Here is a 17,920-nt window from a genome sequence, read left to right on the forward strand (position 1 = left end):
CTCGCCGGTATTGCGAAATCGCGGGTCGACCGTAACGGGATCGAAGCAGATGCGCTGCGCGCCCGCGATGTGTCTGCCCGCTGCGCCGAGCATGCCGCCGGTCAAGTACCGCCGCGGGGCTCCCGCTCAGGGCCCGACCGAAACCACCGTGAAAGGATCTGACACGCGGCCAATCCGGCCGAGCCCGTCGATGCCGAAGCGGCCTGCTCGCTCATGCCGGGTCTGCAGCAGGCCCCTGAACAGTTCGGCCAGTGTCGTGGCCCCTACTTCTAGAGGGCTCGCGAACTCGTCGAAGGGGTGGTCGAGTTCGACCTCGAGAATGTAACCGGCGCACGGTGAGCCGGGATCGAGGACGACCGAGCCGATCGGCTTCGAGGAGGTTTCGTTGCGCAGCCATAGCGCCTGCTCGGGAATGAAGGCGTCGATACCGTGGCCGCCGTCGCTGATCGTACGGCCAATAATGAGAACGTAGCGGTAATGCTTCCGCACGCGAATGTCCGCCGGCTTTCCGTCGCGCTGGTACGGGCATAGGTCCGCGTCGACGGAATGGAATGCGATGGGTCCAGCGGGCTTGTGGGCGGCGTTGATCGTGATCTCGAGACGGGCATTGCCATCAAGGGATCGGGCAAGCTTGCGACTGTCCGCGACCGAGTAGACGAGATGCGGGCTCGAGAGCGGTCCCACACGCTCCTCGTGCGATCCATCGCTGCCGATACCGCGAAGTACGCGCCGAAACTGGATCGCCGCGCTCCAGTAGGGTCCGACATCGGCAGGCAGATACATCACGAATGCGCTGGCGTTGGCGAGAGCCTGATTGCCCGAGCGATCCAGGCTGTAGCCGAAGGGACCGAACAGCGTCAGGCACAGCGACATGTCCTTGTCGGCCGCCTCGTCGGTCATGTCCTTTCTTTTCAGCCGCGGTTCGATATGCTTGTGTGGGAGCGGCCCATAACGAACCGGCCGCGGGTTGTCGTTCGCCAGATCGTCGCCGATCTCGATGTCTTCGAGTGCCAGGCGGGCGCGCAGTACTTCACCGGGACCATATTCGCGGAACCAGATTTCATCGACGATGACCAGGTGCGGCGTCGCGTCCGGCGAGATGCCGGGCAAGTTCGGAACGGGATCCTTGAGCAGCGATGCCGTCAGCGGCAGCACGGCAAGGATATTGACCGGCCTGAGCTCGGACGCACTGCTGTTGCGAACCGCCACACGCCGCCAGGGTCCACGACTGTCGGCCACCGCGTCATTCGTCTTAGGCGGCTCTGCGATGACCGACCGGCGATCGAGAGGCAGAACACCGGCATAACGCGACGTGACGCTCAGCGAATACCGCAAGTAGTCGGCGAGGGATTGCGCATCGCGTGGATCGGACAGCAGGCGGGCCGTCGCCAAGGAATGACCCGACGTGTCGCGCGGCCAACGCGCGCGGTGACGCGGCCGCTCGACGAACCCGCGATCTATTTCGGTCAGGAGATCGAACTTGATGACTTCGTCCGCACTGTCGCGCGTGTCCTGGTCGGTCGCCGCCAGCTCGATGGGCAGGCCGCTGGCGAGCCGGCGTTCGAGGTCGGCCGGGTCGCCTTCGGTGACGTAAGGCAGATTGCGCCAGACCCAGCGCTGCCGTCGGAGCTCGAAGCGATCGACATAGGCGAGATTTGAGACCGCCCCGGCATAGTCAACGGCGACTAGGCCATCGGGTTCGGGAGCCAGACTGAGCGCGGCATAGAGGTCCGCAGGACGCGGCAGGTCCATGGTCGCGGTCTCGACGAGGATCGTTTCGCCCGGATGGACGACATAGATGACACCGCCCTCGTCGTGGGTGGGCATCCCTTTATAGGCGAGCGCATCGGCATCGAAGCGATCGTGATCGTTCTTTTCGCACAGCAGCGAGATCGTCACGGTAGCGAAGTGCCCCTTGGCCGGCGGTGTTATATGAAGGCCCGCCGTCGGCGGCGTATCCGCCATCTCGATTTCCAGCGGCGCCTTGCTGAAAGGCTTCTGCATGTCCGGGACCACGAACCGGTGAAATTTGCGAGCGACCTGACCGGTGGGATTGCCGTCGGGCCCAAACATCTGGGTGTCGATCAGGACCGCACTCGCGGCGGGATCGTGCGGCAGGAGATCCTCGACCCGGTCCGCCAGAGCCTGAGGATCAGCTTGCAGCGCTTCACGCTCGCGAGCGATGCGCGCGTACTCCGTCATGAGCCGTGCGATGTCTTGGTTCGCCGTCGCCGAGTTTACCGGCGGCATGGCCCAGCACTGCAGCGTATGCTCATCGATCCGTGGCGGCTCGACGACAAACCGGTAGCGCGCCAGTGTGCCATCAAGGCTCGGTATCGTGCTGCCCGGAGCCGTCGGTTCGCTGAACAACAAGACCGGCGGGCTTTGCCCTTTGCCGTGCTGGGCTTCCCACCACTCGCCGGCAAGCAAGACTACGTCGGCCGCGAGCGCTGGCCAGCCTTTGACGCGTTCGCCGGGCTTGAGATTGAGTGCGCCAAGCGGCACCCGCCGCTTGAAATGGATCGTCGCAGTGGTGGCAGCCGGCGCCGACAAGCCGGCCAGGTCCGGCTGCCAAGGCTGCACCGGCGCGATCTCGCGCGGCAGCCCGCCGCCGCGATCCTTGACAAAGGCCGCGAGCTGATAGGTATCGGCATAGCGCAAGGCCGGTGCACGGGCTTGTTCCCAACCGGAGATTTTGTGGATCCCGGCGGACGCGTATACGACCTCGCCAGGATCGACCCAGCCGATGGGATTGTCGGCGCCCGTTCCCTGATCGGCGTGAAGGAACGACAAGGCGCTCGGCCCCACCATCAGTTGGCCGCGATAGGTGTCGTCGTTGCGCAACACCCCGTCCTTGAATGCCAGCGCGATCCCGTTGATCGCGATAGTATCGTCGGCCGGCAGGACCATGGTCGCCGGACTGCCCCAAGGCGTTTTGTGCAGGATATGGCTCTCGTCAAGCACCGGTTGGCCGGCAGTGACGATCCGCCAGGGTGCGTTCGTGAAATCGCCATCGCTCGAACGCCGCACCAAGAGGCCGATCTGCGCCATCTCGGTATCGGTGCTGCGGGTCTGATTCGCCGCGGGATCGTAGCCCATGAGCCGGTGCTCCGGCGGCCCGACCACGAAATCAATGCCCTCGCCAGGCTTTACCGGTCCAGCCTCGCCGTCGAGCTTCAGGAAGGCGTGAACCGCCGGCAGCATGGCCGTCGCCAGAACGGCGCTGTCGAGCGCGAAGTGCCCGATCTCGATTGGCGGCGCATCGGCGTAGGCAACGCGCCCATCGACGATTGCGGCTTCCAGCTGCGCCCAGTTGATCGACCACCATTCGGCGATGGCCTGGGCCGCCGGCTCGAAGAGATCGTCGACGCCGACGATCTTCGGCGTGGCGAGCACCTTGGCGGCAAATTCGTAAGCCTGGTTCCTGCGCGCGTCGTCGCTCAGGCGCGCCGCGACATGGGCGGCTGCCAACCGAAAGGCGTCGGCCATGGCCGCCGTAATAGGCGAACCAGGATTTGCCGGGCGCAGAGCGGCGCGCATGACATCGACGGAAGGCAGTGCGGCCAGGGCTTTTGGGTCGCCGTTCTTGCGCAGCAACTCGTCGATTTCGGCGAGGCTGTTGGCCCGGCTGTCGGCCACCGCCAGCCAATAGGTCTTGAGGTCACCGGCACCGCCCTTGAACAGCTCTCTTGCCGCCAAGGGCAAGCTATAAGCAAGAAGCGTCGGCTCGCCCGGAGCGTCGTAGCTAAGCGTGACCCGGCCGTCCGGATCAACGACGCGCGATTTGAGGTCCAGCGCGAAATGCACCTTCCGATTGGCATCATAGACTCTATGTGGCGCGATCACGGCCAGCAAAGGCCTCGGATCGGCTGCCGCAGCAGCGCGGACCGGGTCGAGGTCGATCTGCAGGTACCAGCGCGCGCGCAGTGGGACCGCGAGCGAGGCCGGCAGCGCAGCCATGGCCGAAGCGATGCCGAACCAGGGGTGTGGTTGCAGGATCGCAGGTGCGTCAGGGTCCGTCGGATCGGGCGTTTCGACGTCCCCTTCTTCCGCCATGTGATCGCCGTCCCAACCGAAGACGAGCTGTTTCTTATCCGCCATGGCGACCGCGTCGGCCTCGATGCTCGCGTCGAGCAGGGCCGAGAAGGCCGTGGCCGCGGGGGCAACGGCAGTTATGGTCCACGACTGGTCGATGACGGCGGAGAAGAGGAACAGTTCGAAGTGTTTGTCCGAGCCCGCCGCCTCATCGAACAGCGTGTCCGGCATCAAGGCGGAGACGAGGCTGCCCGGCCCGTGCGCGAGCGCATCGTAGGCGGCGGCGGCATTGAGGGCCACCCAGGTCTCGGGTGCGTTGTCCGCCACGCGCGGGCCCACCGGATGCAGATCGAGCGCCAGGCGCAGGTCGGGATTGCTCATGGCAGGTCCAGGGTCTGATAGTGGAATTGGATCGTCTCGAACTCGGTCAGCTCATGGGTCAGGCGAAGCGTTGATCCGCCGCCTCCCGAGAAGAGGCGCTCGAAGGCACGATCGAGCCGGAGCGTGTAGAAAAACGAGATGCGTATGCGGACTTCGACCCGCCCGCGCGCAATCATTCCACCCTGGCTGGTGTAAGTGATCGTCGCCGTCAGCCGGAGATAGGCCGAAGCGATAGAGAGGATCGAGAACTCGCCCCAGATCAGCAAACCGAGCGAGACCGAGGTGCTTCCCGAACCGCCCGCTCCGCTTACGCGGCGGAATTCGACACCCGCGGTGAACAAGAGACCGGCGCTGCCACGCGCGAAAGCGAAGTTGAGCGCGGCGAAAGCGCCGGCGGAGATGCCGATGCTGACGCGAGTGCTGAACACGTCGGGTGGGCGATAGGCGATTTCGATACCGGCCCAGCCGCCGCCGCCGAGAAAGAGCACTGCAAGCCCGAACGGGCGATCGGGCTTGCTCAGCCAGAAGCCGGTCCGGATCTCGAACCCGTCGGTGACCGCAAGGGCCAGATTGTAATGGAAGGTGACACCGGTCAGCGTGAACGCACCGGTGCCGATGTCGGGGAGCGGAAGCGAAAGCGTTGCGCTGATACCGGCAGGCAGCAGCGGCATGATCGTCAGGCCCTCGTCTTGCGGCAGCAACGCCTTCAGGGCGTCGGTGACGAAGCTGAGCTCGTCGGCAAGGATGACGTCTTCTGCCTCGAACTTGAAGTCGAACCGGCCGTCGTTGCCGAAGACGAGCTCGCCGCCGCGGATTGTGACGATCGCGGTACCGCCGAGGCCCAGCTTCCAGTTCGCCTTGATAGAAGCGTAGACGTCTTGGACGCGCTGCTGCTGCGCACCGACCTCGACTCGGATATGCGCGCGCAGCCGCGCCTGCTGCAGAGCGATCGCCACCGGCGGCAGAGACAGGAGATCGATGTCACCTTCGAACTGCTTGTCGATATCGACGTCCGACCAGGCCCTCAGGCGATCCTTGTCGAACCCGTGCTTGACCTTAAGCCAGTCGTATTCCTCGAGCCTGTCGTTCGCGAGGCGCAGTTCGGGGAAGAGGTATTCGAGTTTCATCCCGGCGAGATCGGGAAGCAAGTCCGACAGTTCGATGTTCGCGAGCTGCGGCAGCAACCGTTCGCGCAAGCGATCGAACGGCACCATCGCGCTCAGCGCGTTGAGCGAGGCGGCGCCCAAGTCGTTGATGAGAGCGCTGGCGCGGGTGACGTCGAGAACCTGCTTTCCGCGCTCGTAGTAGTAGCCGAGCGTGTCGCGGGTACACTGCAGCGTGTCGGTTTCGATGCCGCTCGCCAGAAGCCGGGTCACTTCGAAGGCGGTGGGTGTCGCCTCGGCCAGAAGGTCGCGGTGGATTTTCGCGAGGTCCGCCTTGATGTCGGCAACGATCGCCTGCTCGGCATGCTTGATAGCCTGATCGAAAGAATCGGCGAGCCCAGCCCCCGCCGCTTCCAAGGCATCGACGACATCTTCGACCGATCCGAGTTTGAGCGCGGCTTCCAGTTTCGCGATCTGACCGGCAGCCGCTTTCTTGAAGTCGAGCGCCGCGGTAAATGTGCCCGCGACCTGCGGCCAGTCCCCAAGCTTCTGCAAGTCTGTCAGCTTCGCGGAGATGCTCATGCCTATGCCAGCGGTCCACCCCGCGGCCTTGCTTTCGATGTCCTGGCGCGCGGATTGGAGCGTTGCTTCGAGCGCCACGATGTCACCGGCGTCGCGTAGCGCCTGGATCTTGGCGTATTGCAGCGCCTTCAACTCGGCCTGGACCTTGTCGACCTCTTCGCGCCATTTGATCCCGCTCAACTCGGCCGCGAGATCGGGAAGCCAAGTGCCTAGCCGCATGCGAAGCCAGTCTTCGGCAGGCAGCAGGCCCGCTGCGATTCCCATCAACTCCGCCCAGTCGGGTTCACCGAACTCGAAAGGCGGCACTTCCTCGAGCGTGAGCTGCGCGATGCTCAGAGTCTCGCTGAGCTGCGCGGTCGCCGCATCGGGAAGCTTCGTCACGGCGGCCGCAGCGGCAGGGCCTCCGAACAGCTCGCCCAGCAGCTCCGAGACCCGGCCGGTCAGACCGACACCGAGCCGCTGCACCGCCGCCAGGGCTTTGTCGGCTTCGGCGCGAAACTGGCGGTCGATATCCTCAGCGCGCTCGCTGTTCTCCTCATACAGCGTGCGGACATCGACGATGGCGCGCGCGAACGTAGCGCCTATCGCGCGCAAACCTCCGACGACTTGCCGCTCGAAGTCGGCGATAGTGTGGCGCAGGTTGGCAAGCGCTTGGTCGGCCAGGAATTCGATCTGGCCGACCCGTTGATGCGCCTGCAACATCGCCGTCTGCAGCGCGGCGATAGCGCTGCGCCGCGCTTCTTCGAGAGATTTGTCGCCAAGCATGGCAGCCGCATCGCCCAGCATGGTGCCAAGATCAGCAAGTTCTCGCCGCGCGTTGTCGATAAAACTCGCGGTCGCGGCCTCGGCGCGCCGCGACCAGGTCCCGGCGAGATCCCCAAGACTGGTCTCCTTTGCAGTAATTCCGTCGACGAGATCTTTGACCGGCTGCTTCAAGCGGCCGATCAGCGCATTGGCGTCCTTCAGGAACTGCTTGTGCTCGGCCGATCCGACATCATCGAACTGACCGGCGTGCTCGCGGGCATAATCGCGCAACTCCGCCAGCTTGTCGGAGATGAGGGCATCGGCCTTCGCCAGAGGCTTACCGACGACGCGGGCGAGCGATTGCTCGGCCGGCACCACCGCCGGCAGCGCGCGAACGGCCGTCACAGTGTGCAGGCGGGCCTCGATCGCGTTGGGCTGCCGGCCATGCATGAGATCGACCGCCTCGGCGTTCGGCACGACGTTCGTCGTGAACCGGGAGAGCCCGATCGTTGCCCGGCGCGCGCCGGGCTGGCGCCGAGCGGCGCGAAAGCTGGGCCGGTAGTCGCCTTCAGGCTCGGGATCAGGCAGCCACAACGGCCCGTCCACTTCCGGCCACGCCGGCCAGAGGTCGGTGTCGGCGCCGTCCTCGCGCCGGGTCGAGGTGAAGAACTGATAGCCGCTCGGATCGGCCTCGTTGGCCACGAGTCCGCCGCCCTTCTCCGGCGCGCGAGCGCCCTCGACGAAAATCCGGGGGCGCGGGAAGAAGTGTTCTTCGTCCGCGCTTAAGGGTCCCCATAGTGAGATCATCTGGCCCTGCGTGACGTCGCGCGCCCAGTTCGCCTTCACCGGCATGATCGTCGTCTCGAACGTGCTTTGACGGATCGGCCCGGCGAGCGGGATCCCGGTGCGGCTCTCGTCGAGCTGTCGGCGCGGCTGGGTCACTTCGACATATTCGCGGACCTTTCGCAGGCCCATGAAGCCCTCGAACCCTTCCTTGTCGGGGCGCTGCTCGTCGTAGGTATCGTATCCGGGATAGGCGGGAGCGCCGCTCGCGTAGCGCGGCGCGCGCCGGGTGCTGCGCTGGTAGACGATGACGTGACGAGCCTGGTTCCAATAGCGGGCGATGCGCCCGATCCGCATCAGGACCAGGGATTCCAGGTGGCCCTGCTTGGTCTTGGAGATGATGACTGTCTTGCCGTTGGCGTAGCTCGCGACCTGGCTGCCATCGGCCCCGAAGGGACCAAAAGCAACGCCTTCGAGCGCGGCCGACACCGATTTCGGCTTCTCGAGAAACTCCTCGTAGATGCCCGGCGACTGGAACAGCCAGTCGACCCCGCCGCGCAGTGGGTCGCGCCCGGCCTGGGGCTTCCCGTTCGCATAATCGGCAATGCGGAACGGATGGGCGGTGTTGCGGGTCTCGCGTTGCTCGACCACTACGCCTTCGCTGATCTTGAGCAGGCCGCGATCGCCGACACTGCGAAACAGCGGCCACCAGCTCGGTCGATGGTGGAGGTCCAGAACCCATTGGGCGCGCTGCGTGGCGTAACCAATTCGCAGCTGGTCGAGCGCCCCATTTGCGGCGGCGAGGTGAAGCGTCTCCGGCTCGCGCGTCCTGCCGCGGCGGACCAGCCCGACCATGGCGTCGGCAAACGGCACGCGGCCGATCAGGGCGTCGAGTTCGGCGACGCGCAGGCCGCCGGCGGCGATACTCGTGGTGAGCCCGTAGACGAGTTCGAGCTCGGCGCTCTCAACCTTGAGGCCGGTGACGCCGGTTCGCCGCGCCATGAGTCGGCGCAGCATCCAGGGCGGCGGCGCACGCGCGGTGTCGATGTCGGTGCGATCGACGGTCAGCAAGGCGTTGGGACTGAAGCGGTACTGGACCGGCTCGCCCGCGACCGGCACTTCCACCGCAGGTGACGTGCCTGGGAGCGCGAGGCGTCCCTTGATCATCTCCTCGCCGATCGCCTGCGGCGGCAGGACGATCTCCATGTCGCCCTTGCCGACGCGGAATTCCCAGCCCGCCGGCGCTTCGCTGTCGTCGCTGTATTCGGCGACGTGGAGATCGCCATCGAACGCCAGCGTGTCGCGCACGCGGGCGATGGTCAGCGGCGCCGGGTCGATCACGACGACGTCGGAGCCGAAGTCGCCGGCGCCGTTGGTGCGATCGGCGCTCAGGCGCAGAACGCGGCTCTGGCGGTCGTTGGCGAATTCGCGAAGCGTGAAGGTCAGGTCGACGCGTGAAGACGGATCCGACAGATCGACCGAGATCGGCCGCGGCCGATCCAGCCAAGCGGACAGGAATTCGAAGCCCGGCTCGGGGTCCTGCCCCACGGCGCCGAGCGTGCCTTCGGCGAATTCGAGCATGATTTCGCAGCCCAGCGGCCGTCGCTCCAGCAATTCGCCGCGACTTTCGAGACTGAACTGGAACTGTGCCGAGGTCAGCCGCTTCGCCTGGGTCCGCACGCCGCCCAGCAGCCAGTCGGCCGCGGTCAGAACAGGCGCCGCGGACCCAGGCACCAAGGCGTAGGAGAGACAGTCCAGCGCGAACGGGTTGCGCTTGCCGCTCGCTTCGGCCAGCGACCATGCACTTTCGGGAGAGGTCGGATTATCGCTGTCGTCACGGTAGAAGAAGGCGTCTTCGGCGGCGAAAGCCAGCCGTGTCGCCTGCCCGTCGACCGACCCGGCGCCGCCAAGCTCGTGACGCAGCTCGGTCCCGCCGGGCGCACCGGAGGGATTGATCACGACCTGCTGCAGCATCACCGCGCTCGCGTCGCCATAGAGGTCGCCCGTTACGCGGAAGCGAAGATCGACGCGGTCGGTGGCCGATCCTTCAAGACGCGTGGGGACCGTGGTGAAGCGCCCCCGCGCGCGCGCTGCTGCAAGTCCGAGCGGATAATGGCTAGCGATGTGCCGATACAGGGTCGGTAGGCTGAGGACGTCGCGCTCGTCGCTGGGCGTCGCTGCCGGCACGTCCTTCCAATCGACGATCCAACTGTCGGTCCGCCGTACGGCTTTGCCATCGGGATGAACATGCCGGGCGCACAGCAAGTGAAGATCACCGGCGGCGAGGAGCGATCGGCCAACCACGTCTCCTGCCCCGCCCAGTGCGCGCGAGCTCACGGGGGCCATATTGTGGAAGTCGGCATTGATGAACAGTTTGGCGGCAAGCTGCTGCTCGCCGCGCTTCGTCCGGTCGATCTTCGCCAGATAGTAGGCTGGCGGCTGAGGCAGAGTATCGAACTGAAGGATATCGACGAGCCATGACTCTGCCTGCTTCGTTCCTCCGCCGAGCAGGCGTCCAAGCTCATCGACGTCCTTGTTCGACAGCAGGCGGATTTCTTCGCGGTCGGCGAATTCGTCGAGCGAATGCTCGTTTTTGGGCGAGAAGCTGACCCAGCCGGGCTTGTCGCGCCGCCGTTGGACCGCGTAATGGAACCGGGTCGTGGTCATTACCCGCAATTCACCGGAAACCGCGCCGATGACCAACTCGAACCAGATGCCGGCTCCAGCGGGGGTAAGAGGGTTGGCCCAATGGAATGCGATGGTGAGCGCGTAGCCATTGCGCAAGGTTCGCGTCGCGCCGGTCCCGGACAGGTAGCTCGTATTGTCGACGAACATCAGGGGTTCTGGCGTTCTGATATCCCTGGGCTTGACGATAGCCGGCTGCTGGGTCGCCTCGATGACCAGAACATCACCGCTGGTAAACTGCAGCTTGATGCGATCGAAGCCTTTCCATTTCCACTGGCCGGGCTGGCCCCAGTCGAGATTCGGACCCTCGAGAGTGATCTTTTGTGCACCGCCGTTGACGGCGACATGGATGGATTTCAGGGTCATGGCACGATCAACCCCTTGATTTTCTTAAAGGCGTTGCCGACGCCGGCATAGGCGGGGTCGGCATGAAACACGGCGCCGTCGGGCCGCACCGCGCCGGCGCCGCGCTGATCGTCGCCGGCCACCGTGGCGAACCAGAGGTCCGATTGCGCCCGGCCGCTGAACCCTTCGTAGCAAGCCTCGCCCCATGCCTGGATCACATCGTCGGCATGATCGTCGACCAACTTTGCCAACCCGCCGTCGGCGATGCCATACTTGGCTTTGAGCGCTTCCATCTTGACCCAGAAGGGCTCGGCCGCAGACCGCTTCAGATTGTCGAGCGGCAGACCGTGGACCCCGAACCAGCCGAGTAAAAGCGCCGGCTTGGTGATGCTTCGCCAGGCCGTGGCAAGATCGGCGAATTGCGGCACGCCGCCCAGCAACCGGGGCACGCCATTGCAACCCATTATCATCATCAACGAGACGGCCTTGAGCCCGGCCATCGCCGCGGGCAGCGCTATGTCGCGCGGCACTTTCGCATTGGTGCGGTAGCTGAACCATTCGAGTACGTTCGTGGCCTGATCGAGGCCAAGACCGACGTAGGGCCGGTAATATCCGGCTGTCTTGTACTCGGTTCCCCAAGACATCGCACGATAGGCATCTGTCAGGTGATGATGCCCGCCGATCATCCAGCAATCGATCGGCTGGGCATAGAGGCTGTTGAGGAAGGCGGTGAACGGATCGTTCTTGATCTGGGTGACGCGCGCCCAGCCCGCGCCTTGGGTGACTGAGAGATCGAAGAAGGCGAACAGCCTATCGGTCGCGCCGGTGCCCACCTGCCCGATACCGCTCTGTGTGGCCGTCTTGGCAAGCTCGGCGGGGATCGGCCATAGCTCGTTTGTGCGATCGTCGGTCAGCAGCTTGGAGCCAAGGGCGCCTTTCTTGAATAGCTGCGCTTCGAGTAGATTGCGGCTCGGGTTTTGAAATGTCGTGATGAGGAGACGGCTCATCGAGCGCCTCGCACTCTACTGCAATTGCAATAGGCTTTATTAAAAATTTTCGAGATTATCGTCGAATAAGGAAAACAAAGCCCGATCAATGCCATGCCATCCCCCCATCACGAACAGACATGATGAAAAATCCGCGCCAATGGCGCGAATCTATTAAAATGAACGAGTCGATTTCTGCAAACATCCCATAGACGCAGACCAATCTCCAGCATTAGTTTGCCATTGGCCGTTTAGGGTATGGAGGTATTTAATCTCGATTGACTAGAATCATTATGTTAGGCTTCGTCTCGACTGTCGGGGCGTAAAAATCTTCTGGCAAAAAAGGGGGGGTAGCATGTCGGGCCAGCCCAAGAACTACTTTGAGAGTCTAGCGGGCAAGCCTGTGCTTTATGACCGGTTGCACGATCATTACGGCAAGACAGGCATTCCTTACCAATTCCACTGTACGGCCGAGACCCAGGCAACGCTCGAATTGTTGTTCCAGGATATCTTCGAACGCAGCACGAGGCTCGGAGCCCCTTTGCGGATCCTGTCGGCAGGCGCCTGGGTCAGCAAGCCCGGTCAGCACGGTGAAGGCAGGGCCTTCGATCTCGACGCCATCCACTGGGAGCGTACCGCGCTTGTTGCCTTGAACCAACCGGCCCAAAAGCCGCTATACCTCGCGGTTCAAGCTCTATGCCTCAAGCACTGTGGAACCGTCTTGGGTTACGATTACAATGCCAAGCATCGCGACCACCTGCACGTCGATACCGGCCGCCCCGTGCGGTTTCGCGAAACCCAGTCGGTCACCCTGTTCGTGCAACAGGCGCTCAACACGTTTTTAGGCCACGCGCTCAAGATCGACGGCGAGTTTGGCGAAGACACGGCCACGGCGCTGCGGGACGCCCTTGACCGCCTCGGGATAGGCGACGTGACAGCCTCAGTGGCAGATTGGGTTCGCTTCGCCGAATGGATCTGCGATCGCGGCTTGGAGATTACCGCCGATGCGCTCGATGCCAAGCCTCTGCCGGCACGCGGGTCTTCGGCCGGGATCGACGAGCCGTTGGACTGGCCGGACTACATGGGCGAGGAAGAACCGGTCGAACGCGCGCAGATCCAGACCGTGCGCCCAGACACGGGGCTTCTTGACCTGACGTACAAGCCCTATCCCGACTGGCGTATTCGCTTGGCCACGACCGGCACTGGCAAGCAGCAGTGGTTCCTGGACTTTAACGGGCAGACGAACTTCTATCTCGGCTACCGATTTGCCTTTGATCCCTATCTAGGCTTGGCGCGCACCGGCTCGACTAAGACCGGAAACCTGTTCTACGACCATCTCGCCTATCGCCCAAAGTTCGGTGAATGGGCTTCTTTCGTGCAACCGACGGGCCGATGCGAGAGCGAAGGAAGCTTCTTCGTGGTCAATGCCTGGGACGCAGCGGCGATGACGCTCGGCTTTTTCCAGATGGCGGCACACACCGGCGAGCATCTTGCCTCACTGTTCCGCGATTTGCTCAAGACCTTGCCTGGCGAGGCCGACACCTACTTCCCCGAGCTCAAGCTCGGCAGTCAGATCGGCTTGCCCGAGCAAGGAGGCTTCGACCATATCTACGCTGTCAACGGCACGCAGCGGCTCGACCTCGATGTCGAGGCCGCGCCGAGCGACGGCCTGCCTGCCGAGAAATGGTACCGCGGCCGGTTCATGCGCTTTTTCAATCCGCATCGCGGTCAGGTCGATCAGGAAGAACTCCACGCCGCCGCGCGGTGGCTGGCGTGGCTGAACGCCTCCCCCCAAGCTCGCGAAGTCTGCGTGAGCAATGCAGTGGAAGGCGCGAAGCGAACCGTGCGTGACGTCCATCAATACGTTTTGTCACGGGGGCATCCGCGCTATCCCAAGGGTCTCGACGGCGTAGCGATGGCGCTGGTCCAGGCCGCGATGGACGTGAAGCACCATGGACGGAGGAACCGCGACATGGGCCAAAGCAACCTCCAGTCAATCTTCTGGGCCCTGACGCAGACCGATCCGCTCGCCGCCTTCGCTACGATCGACACCGATTGGCGCGAGGAGCGCAGCCGGCGCAGCGTGACCGAAATCAAGGCGATGGCGCAGTGGTTCGACAACAAGCGCTACGACCGCGCGGCGCAGGAATTCAAGTAATCGGGCCAGACCTTTGCCTCATCGATCGGCGCCCAAACTGCTCGGCTGGTTGCGGCCAGACACGGGGCCGACTATGCGCCGCAGCATGCGCAAGCAAGCAGGCGCATTTGAGCGCGTTCGGGCCTTCGTCGCACGTCTGGCCGACCAATCCGACCTGCGATGGATGCGTGCAAAGATAGATACAAGGCAATTCGCCTCTTCAACTAGAAGCGTTTGGTAGCTCCAGTTTCGACGGTTTACAAACGTTAGCCGACATTGCAGTTATCATAAATGACGGATGTCAAAAGTCCTCGTCATTGCATATGAACGGATGGGGTCTTTCTGACTTTTAAAAAGTGATCCCCGATGGCCGCTTTTTCGGCGGGAACTGACTTCAATACCCTGATTCAGGTATGTCCGCTATCCGATCCGGAACGGTCCGAAGCGGACCGAGCGGAAGGTCCTACGCCCCGGTCATTAGCAGAATGTCGGCTCATTGGTTTGCCATGATCTCGGTCGAACGGCTGTATGGGCGCAAAGCTGCATTACCGGACGCGCACTGCCAACCAAAACATAGTGGCGCGTTAAGCTGTCCTGATTCGAAAACCCTTCGAACGAAGCTCACGCCGCGTCCGAATGGGCTCGTCTAGCGAAATTGGGTTTTAGGACGCGGGCGCCATCACGCAAACGCTCCAGCTCGTCGGACCAAAACTGCATCAGCGCCACACGTTCATTCCAGTATTCGCCGCGCGTATACGCGCGGCGCACGCCATTGTTCTCCATGTGCGCCAGCTGGCGCTCAATCGCATCGGGATTGAACTGCCCGGTCTCATTGAGAAGCGTCGCTGCCATCGCCCGAAATCCATGTGCGGTCATCTCTTCTTGACCAAAGCCAAGAGCCCTCAGTGCCGCGTTGACGGTATTCTCAGACATAGGGCGCTGGCCTGACCGGAAAGAAGGAAAGCAATAGCGGCCGCTCCCTGTGAGGTCCCATAGCTCCTCGAACAGCCCTACGACCTGTGCCGAGAGAGGCACGCGATGCGGCCGGCGCATCTTCATTTTCTCAGCCGGGATGTTCCAGACGCTGCGATCAAAGTCGAACTCTGCCCACTCCGCCTGCCGTAGTTCACCAGGGCGTACGAAGAGGTGCGCCGACAGCTTCAAGGCGAACAGCGTGATCGTGTGGCCGGAATAACCCTCGATCGCGCGCATGAGGTCTCCGGCCCGATCCTCGGTGGTGATCGCAGCAAGGTGCTTGGCCTTTGGAACCGTCAAAGCGCCCCGGAGATCGCTTGCCGGGTCGCGCTCGGCGCGCGTCGTCGCGATAGCATAACGGAAGACCCGGCTGAGCACGCTGCGCATCCGCCGCGCGCTTTCATGCCGACTTGTTGCCTCGATGGCGCGCAGGACGGCTAAAACGTCCTGTGCTGTGACCTTGGCCACCGGGCGATTGCCGATCTTGGGATACGCCTTGTCGAGCAACCAGCGAAGCTTGCTGAGCGTGATCTCCGCCATCCCTTCGCGCTCGTTCTTCGCTACCCATTCCTCGGCCACGAGCTTGAAAGTGTCGTTCTCCTCGACGCGGGCGCGGGCGGCATCGACCTTCTGCTGATGCGAAGGGTCAGTCCCGGCCGCGAGCAGGCGTCGGGCATCGTCTCGCCGATCCCGCGCATCGGCGAGACTGACCTCTGGCCAAGCGCCGAACGCAAGGGTGCGATGCTTTTCGAGATAGCGATAATTGAGACGCCACAGCTTCGTGCCGTTGGGTCGGACAAGAAGATAGAGACCACCGCCGTCGGATAGCTTATAATCCCGCTCGCGCGGTTTGGCGCTGGCGACGGTCGTGGCAAAAAGGGTGGCCATGAAGGTATCGTCCTAGCAAAGGACGAAAATCGATACCCTCGGATATACCCGAATTGTTCCCGATTGGTGCCGAATTCGCCCGGATTTGAGCGGACGATCATAACACGAAAAGTGGCGGATTTCAGCCCCTCTCCGGACGTCCGTGGACGTCCGGAGGAGAACAAATGGTGCCCAGAAGAGGACTCGAACCTCCACGCCCTTGCGAGCGCCAGCACCTGAAGCTGGTGCGTCTACCAATTCCGCCATCTGGGCACTTTAGCGAGGGGGCGAAGCGCCGTCCCCGCTGGGTAGGAGGGCGCCTCTAAGGGGCCGTCGAAGTCTTGTCAACACCATCCGATGCAACATTTTTCATTTCGGGAATTTATATATTCACAGCGGCCGCCGGACAGCTCAGGCCAACTGCCCGGTTGCCCCGTTCCCGGGCTTGTGGCAGGGGCGCAGATGCATGTGCTGCAGCGCGGGACACGTCGAGCGCAGCGCGACCTGAAGGACCGAGCCAGACCATGACCACCGACCCTCTCTCCGGCAAGATCGTCACCATTCTGGGGGGCAGCGGCTTCGTCGGCCGCCACCTCGCGCAGGAACTGCTCGCGCGCGGCGCGCGGCTGCGTATCGCCAGCCGTCACCCCAAGAAGGCCTTCGCCATCAAGCCGCTGGGCAACCTGGGCCAGGTGCAGTTCGCCGGCGTCGATGTGACCAAGGCCGACACGGTTGCCACCGTACTTGCCGGGTCGGATGCGGTGGTGAACCTCGTGGGTGCTTTTGCGGGGAACCTCGATGCCCTGCAGGGCAAGGGCGCGGGCGACATCGCTGCTGCAGCCAAGGCTGCGGGCGCTGCCGCCTTCGTGCATGTCTCGGCAATAGGCGCGGATGCCGGGTCGGAAGTCGCATATGCCCGTACCAAGGCCGAAGGCGAAGCCGCCGTGCTGGCCGCATTCCCAACCGCGACGATCGTGCGCCCCTCGCTGATGTTCGGGCCGGACGATAATTTCGTCAACATGTTCGGAGAACTGATCTCGCGGTTGCCCGCCCTGCCGGTCTTCGCCCCGGAGGCGAAGCTGCAGCCCGTTTTCGTCGATGACGTGGCCGTGGCAATCGCCAATGCGCTGGGCCGCGCGGACGCACAGGGCAAGACGTTCGAGCTCGCCGGGCCGGAAGTCGTCACCATGCTCGAACTTAACGAGCGTATCGCCAAGGCACAGGGCCGCTCGCGAGGCTTCGCCCAGTTGCCGGATGCAGTGTCCGGCCTCATAGCGGCGGCGACCGGCTGGCTGCCCGGCGCCCCGATCACCACCGACCAGTTCAAGCTGCTCCAGGCCGGCAGCGTGGCAAGCGGCTCGGCTCCGGGCATCGGCGGACTCGGCGTCACGCCGCGGCCTCTCGGCCTGTTCCTCGACCGCTGGATGGTGCGTTTCCGCAAGCACGGTCGCTTCGGCGCCAAGACTGCGAACGCCTGACCAACGAGCTTCGATTCGCGCTCGCCAAGACCCTGCCGGCCGGAACCCTCAGGCAGGCGGGGTTTTGTGTCTATGCCTCCGGGGCGACCCCCGCCCCGCAGCGAGAGGAGCACGCGCCATGACTACCACCGACACCGCCTGGACGACGCAGCAGGGCACGATCCGCAAGGGCATGAAGGTGATCGCAGCGGACGGGGTCGTCATAGGTACCGTCGCCGCGCTGGAAGGCGAGGAACTGATGCTGGAGGGCGGCTCTCACGATTTCGTCGCGATCACGCAGATCGACGGGATAAGCGCCGACGCGGTGCTCCTGTCCGACCGGGGCGACGCCACCTTCGGCCTCGGTGCCACCCCCTGAACGACCCGAATTGACGAGCCGTTTCCGGGCCGGGACGAACGACCGGAACGACTTTCCAGCTTGCGCCGTTTCCCCATCATACCCCCCGAGATGATGGAGATACACCATGTTCGAGAAGCTGCGCGTGCGTGAGCACATGGAAGTTACGACCAGCACCGGTCAGCACGTCGGGACTATCGACGAGGTGAAGGACGACCAGATCAAGCTGACCCGTTCGGACAGTTCCGATGGTGCACATCACTACATCGCGTTCGAGAACGTCGACAAGATCGAGGATAATCGCGTTTACCTCAAGCAAGGTACGCCGATCCCGATGGGCGTCGGCGCCAACTGATCCAAGACCACCGAGCCGGCAGTGCGTACCCCCTCGCGCACTGCCTTGCGAGACCCCGGCTTTCCTGACGGAAGGCCGGGGTTTTCCTATTCGGACAATCCGGCGCAGCACATCCCCTCGGCGATGC

At 63.8% G+C, this 17,920-nt stretch carries 8 protein-coding genes and 1 tRNA gene; 4 read left to right on the forward strand and 5 right to left on the reverse strand.

The window, feature by feature from the left end; translation table 11 throughout:
• Positions 1–126: 126 nt before the first annotated feature.
• From BES08_RS11315 to BES08_RS11325, 3 genes are read right to left on the reverse strand one after another with little or no spacing between them, the layout of a single operon-like run.
• Positions 127–4,416 (reverse strand): hypothetical protein, encoded by a 4,290-nt coding sequence (locus BES08_RS11315; RefSeq protein WP_069708333.1) that lies wholly within the window; start codon positions 4,414–4,416, stop codon positions 127–129.
• Positions 4,413–10,679, reverse strand: coding sequence for a hypothetical protein (locus BES08_RS11320; RefSeq protein WP_069708334.1), 6,267 nt, complete (start codon positions 10,677–10,679; stop codon positions 4,413–4,415). Before BES08_RS11320 ends, BES08_RS11315 begins: the two co-directional genes overlap by 4 nt.
• Complete coding sequence (locus BES08_RS11325; protein ID WP_069708335.1) at positions 10,676–11,665, reverse strand: hypothetical protein; 990 nt, start codon at positions 11,663–11,665, stop codon at positions 10,676–10,678. The genes BES08_RS11320 and BES08_RS11325 overlap by 4 nt, the downstream gene beginning before the upstream one ends.
• Positions 11,666–11,999: 334 nt before the next feature.
• Between BES08_RS11325 and BES08_RS11330 the strand changes: the two genes are divergently transcribed.
• Entirely contained in the window at positions 12,000–13,802 is a 1,803-nt protein-coding gene (locus BES08_RS11330) for an extensin family protein (RefSeq protein WP_069708336.1), read from the forward strand.
• Between the two features lie 600 nt (positions 13,803–14,402).
• Here the strand turns inward: BES08_RS11330 and BES08_RS11335 are convergent.
• Both BES08_RS11335 and BES08_RS11340 read right to left on the reverse strand, forming a co-directional pair.
• The gene (locus BES08_RS11335) at positions 14,403–15,644 is read right to left on the reverse strand and encodes a tyrosine-type recombinase/integrase (RefSeq protein ID WP_069708337.1); all 1,242 of its coding nucleotides are present in this window, start codon (positions 15,642–15,644) and stop codon (positions 14,403–14,405) included.
• Positions 15,645–15,809: 165 nt separating this feature from the next.
• A tRNA-Leu gene (locus BES08_RS11340) sits at positions 15,810–15,896 on the reverse strand.
• Between the two features lie 251 nt (positions 15,897–16,147).
• On the opposite strand from BES08_RS11340, the gene BES08_RS11345 reads away from it, so the two are divergent.
• The 3 genes from BES08_RS11345 (at position 16,148) to BES08_RS11355 (ending at position 17,793) form a co-directional block, all read left to right on the forward strand.
• On the forward strand, positions 16,148–17,101 hold the full coding sequence (locus BES08_RS11345) for a complex I NDUFA9 subunit family protein (RefSeq protein ID WP_069708338.1): 954 nt from the start codon (positions 16,148–16,150) through the stop codon (positions 17,099–17,101).
• Between the two features lie 118 nt (positions 17,102–17,219).
• A complete protein-coding gene (locus BES08_RS11350) occupies positions 17,220–17,459 on the forward strand; it encodes a DUF2171 domain-containing protein (RefSeq protein WP_008830801.1) in 240 nt (79 codons plus the stop codon).
• Positions 17,460–17,565: 106 nt separating this feature from the next.
• Entirely contained in the window at positions 17,566–17,793 is a 228-nt protein-coding gene (locus BES08_RS11355) for a DUF2171 domain-containing protein (RefSeq protein WP_008830802.1), read from the forward strand.
• Positions 17,794–17,920 lie beyond the last annotated feature (127 nt).

The organism is Novosphingobium resinovorum (assembly GCF_001742225.1).
In the GTDB taxonomy this organism is placed as follows: domain Bacteria; phylum Pseudomonadota; class Alphaproteobacteria; order Sphingomonadales; family Sphingomonadaceae; genus Novosphingobium; species Novosphingobium resinovorum_A.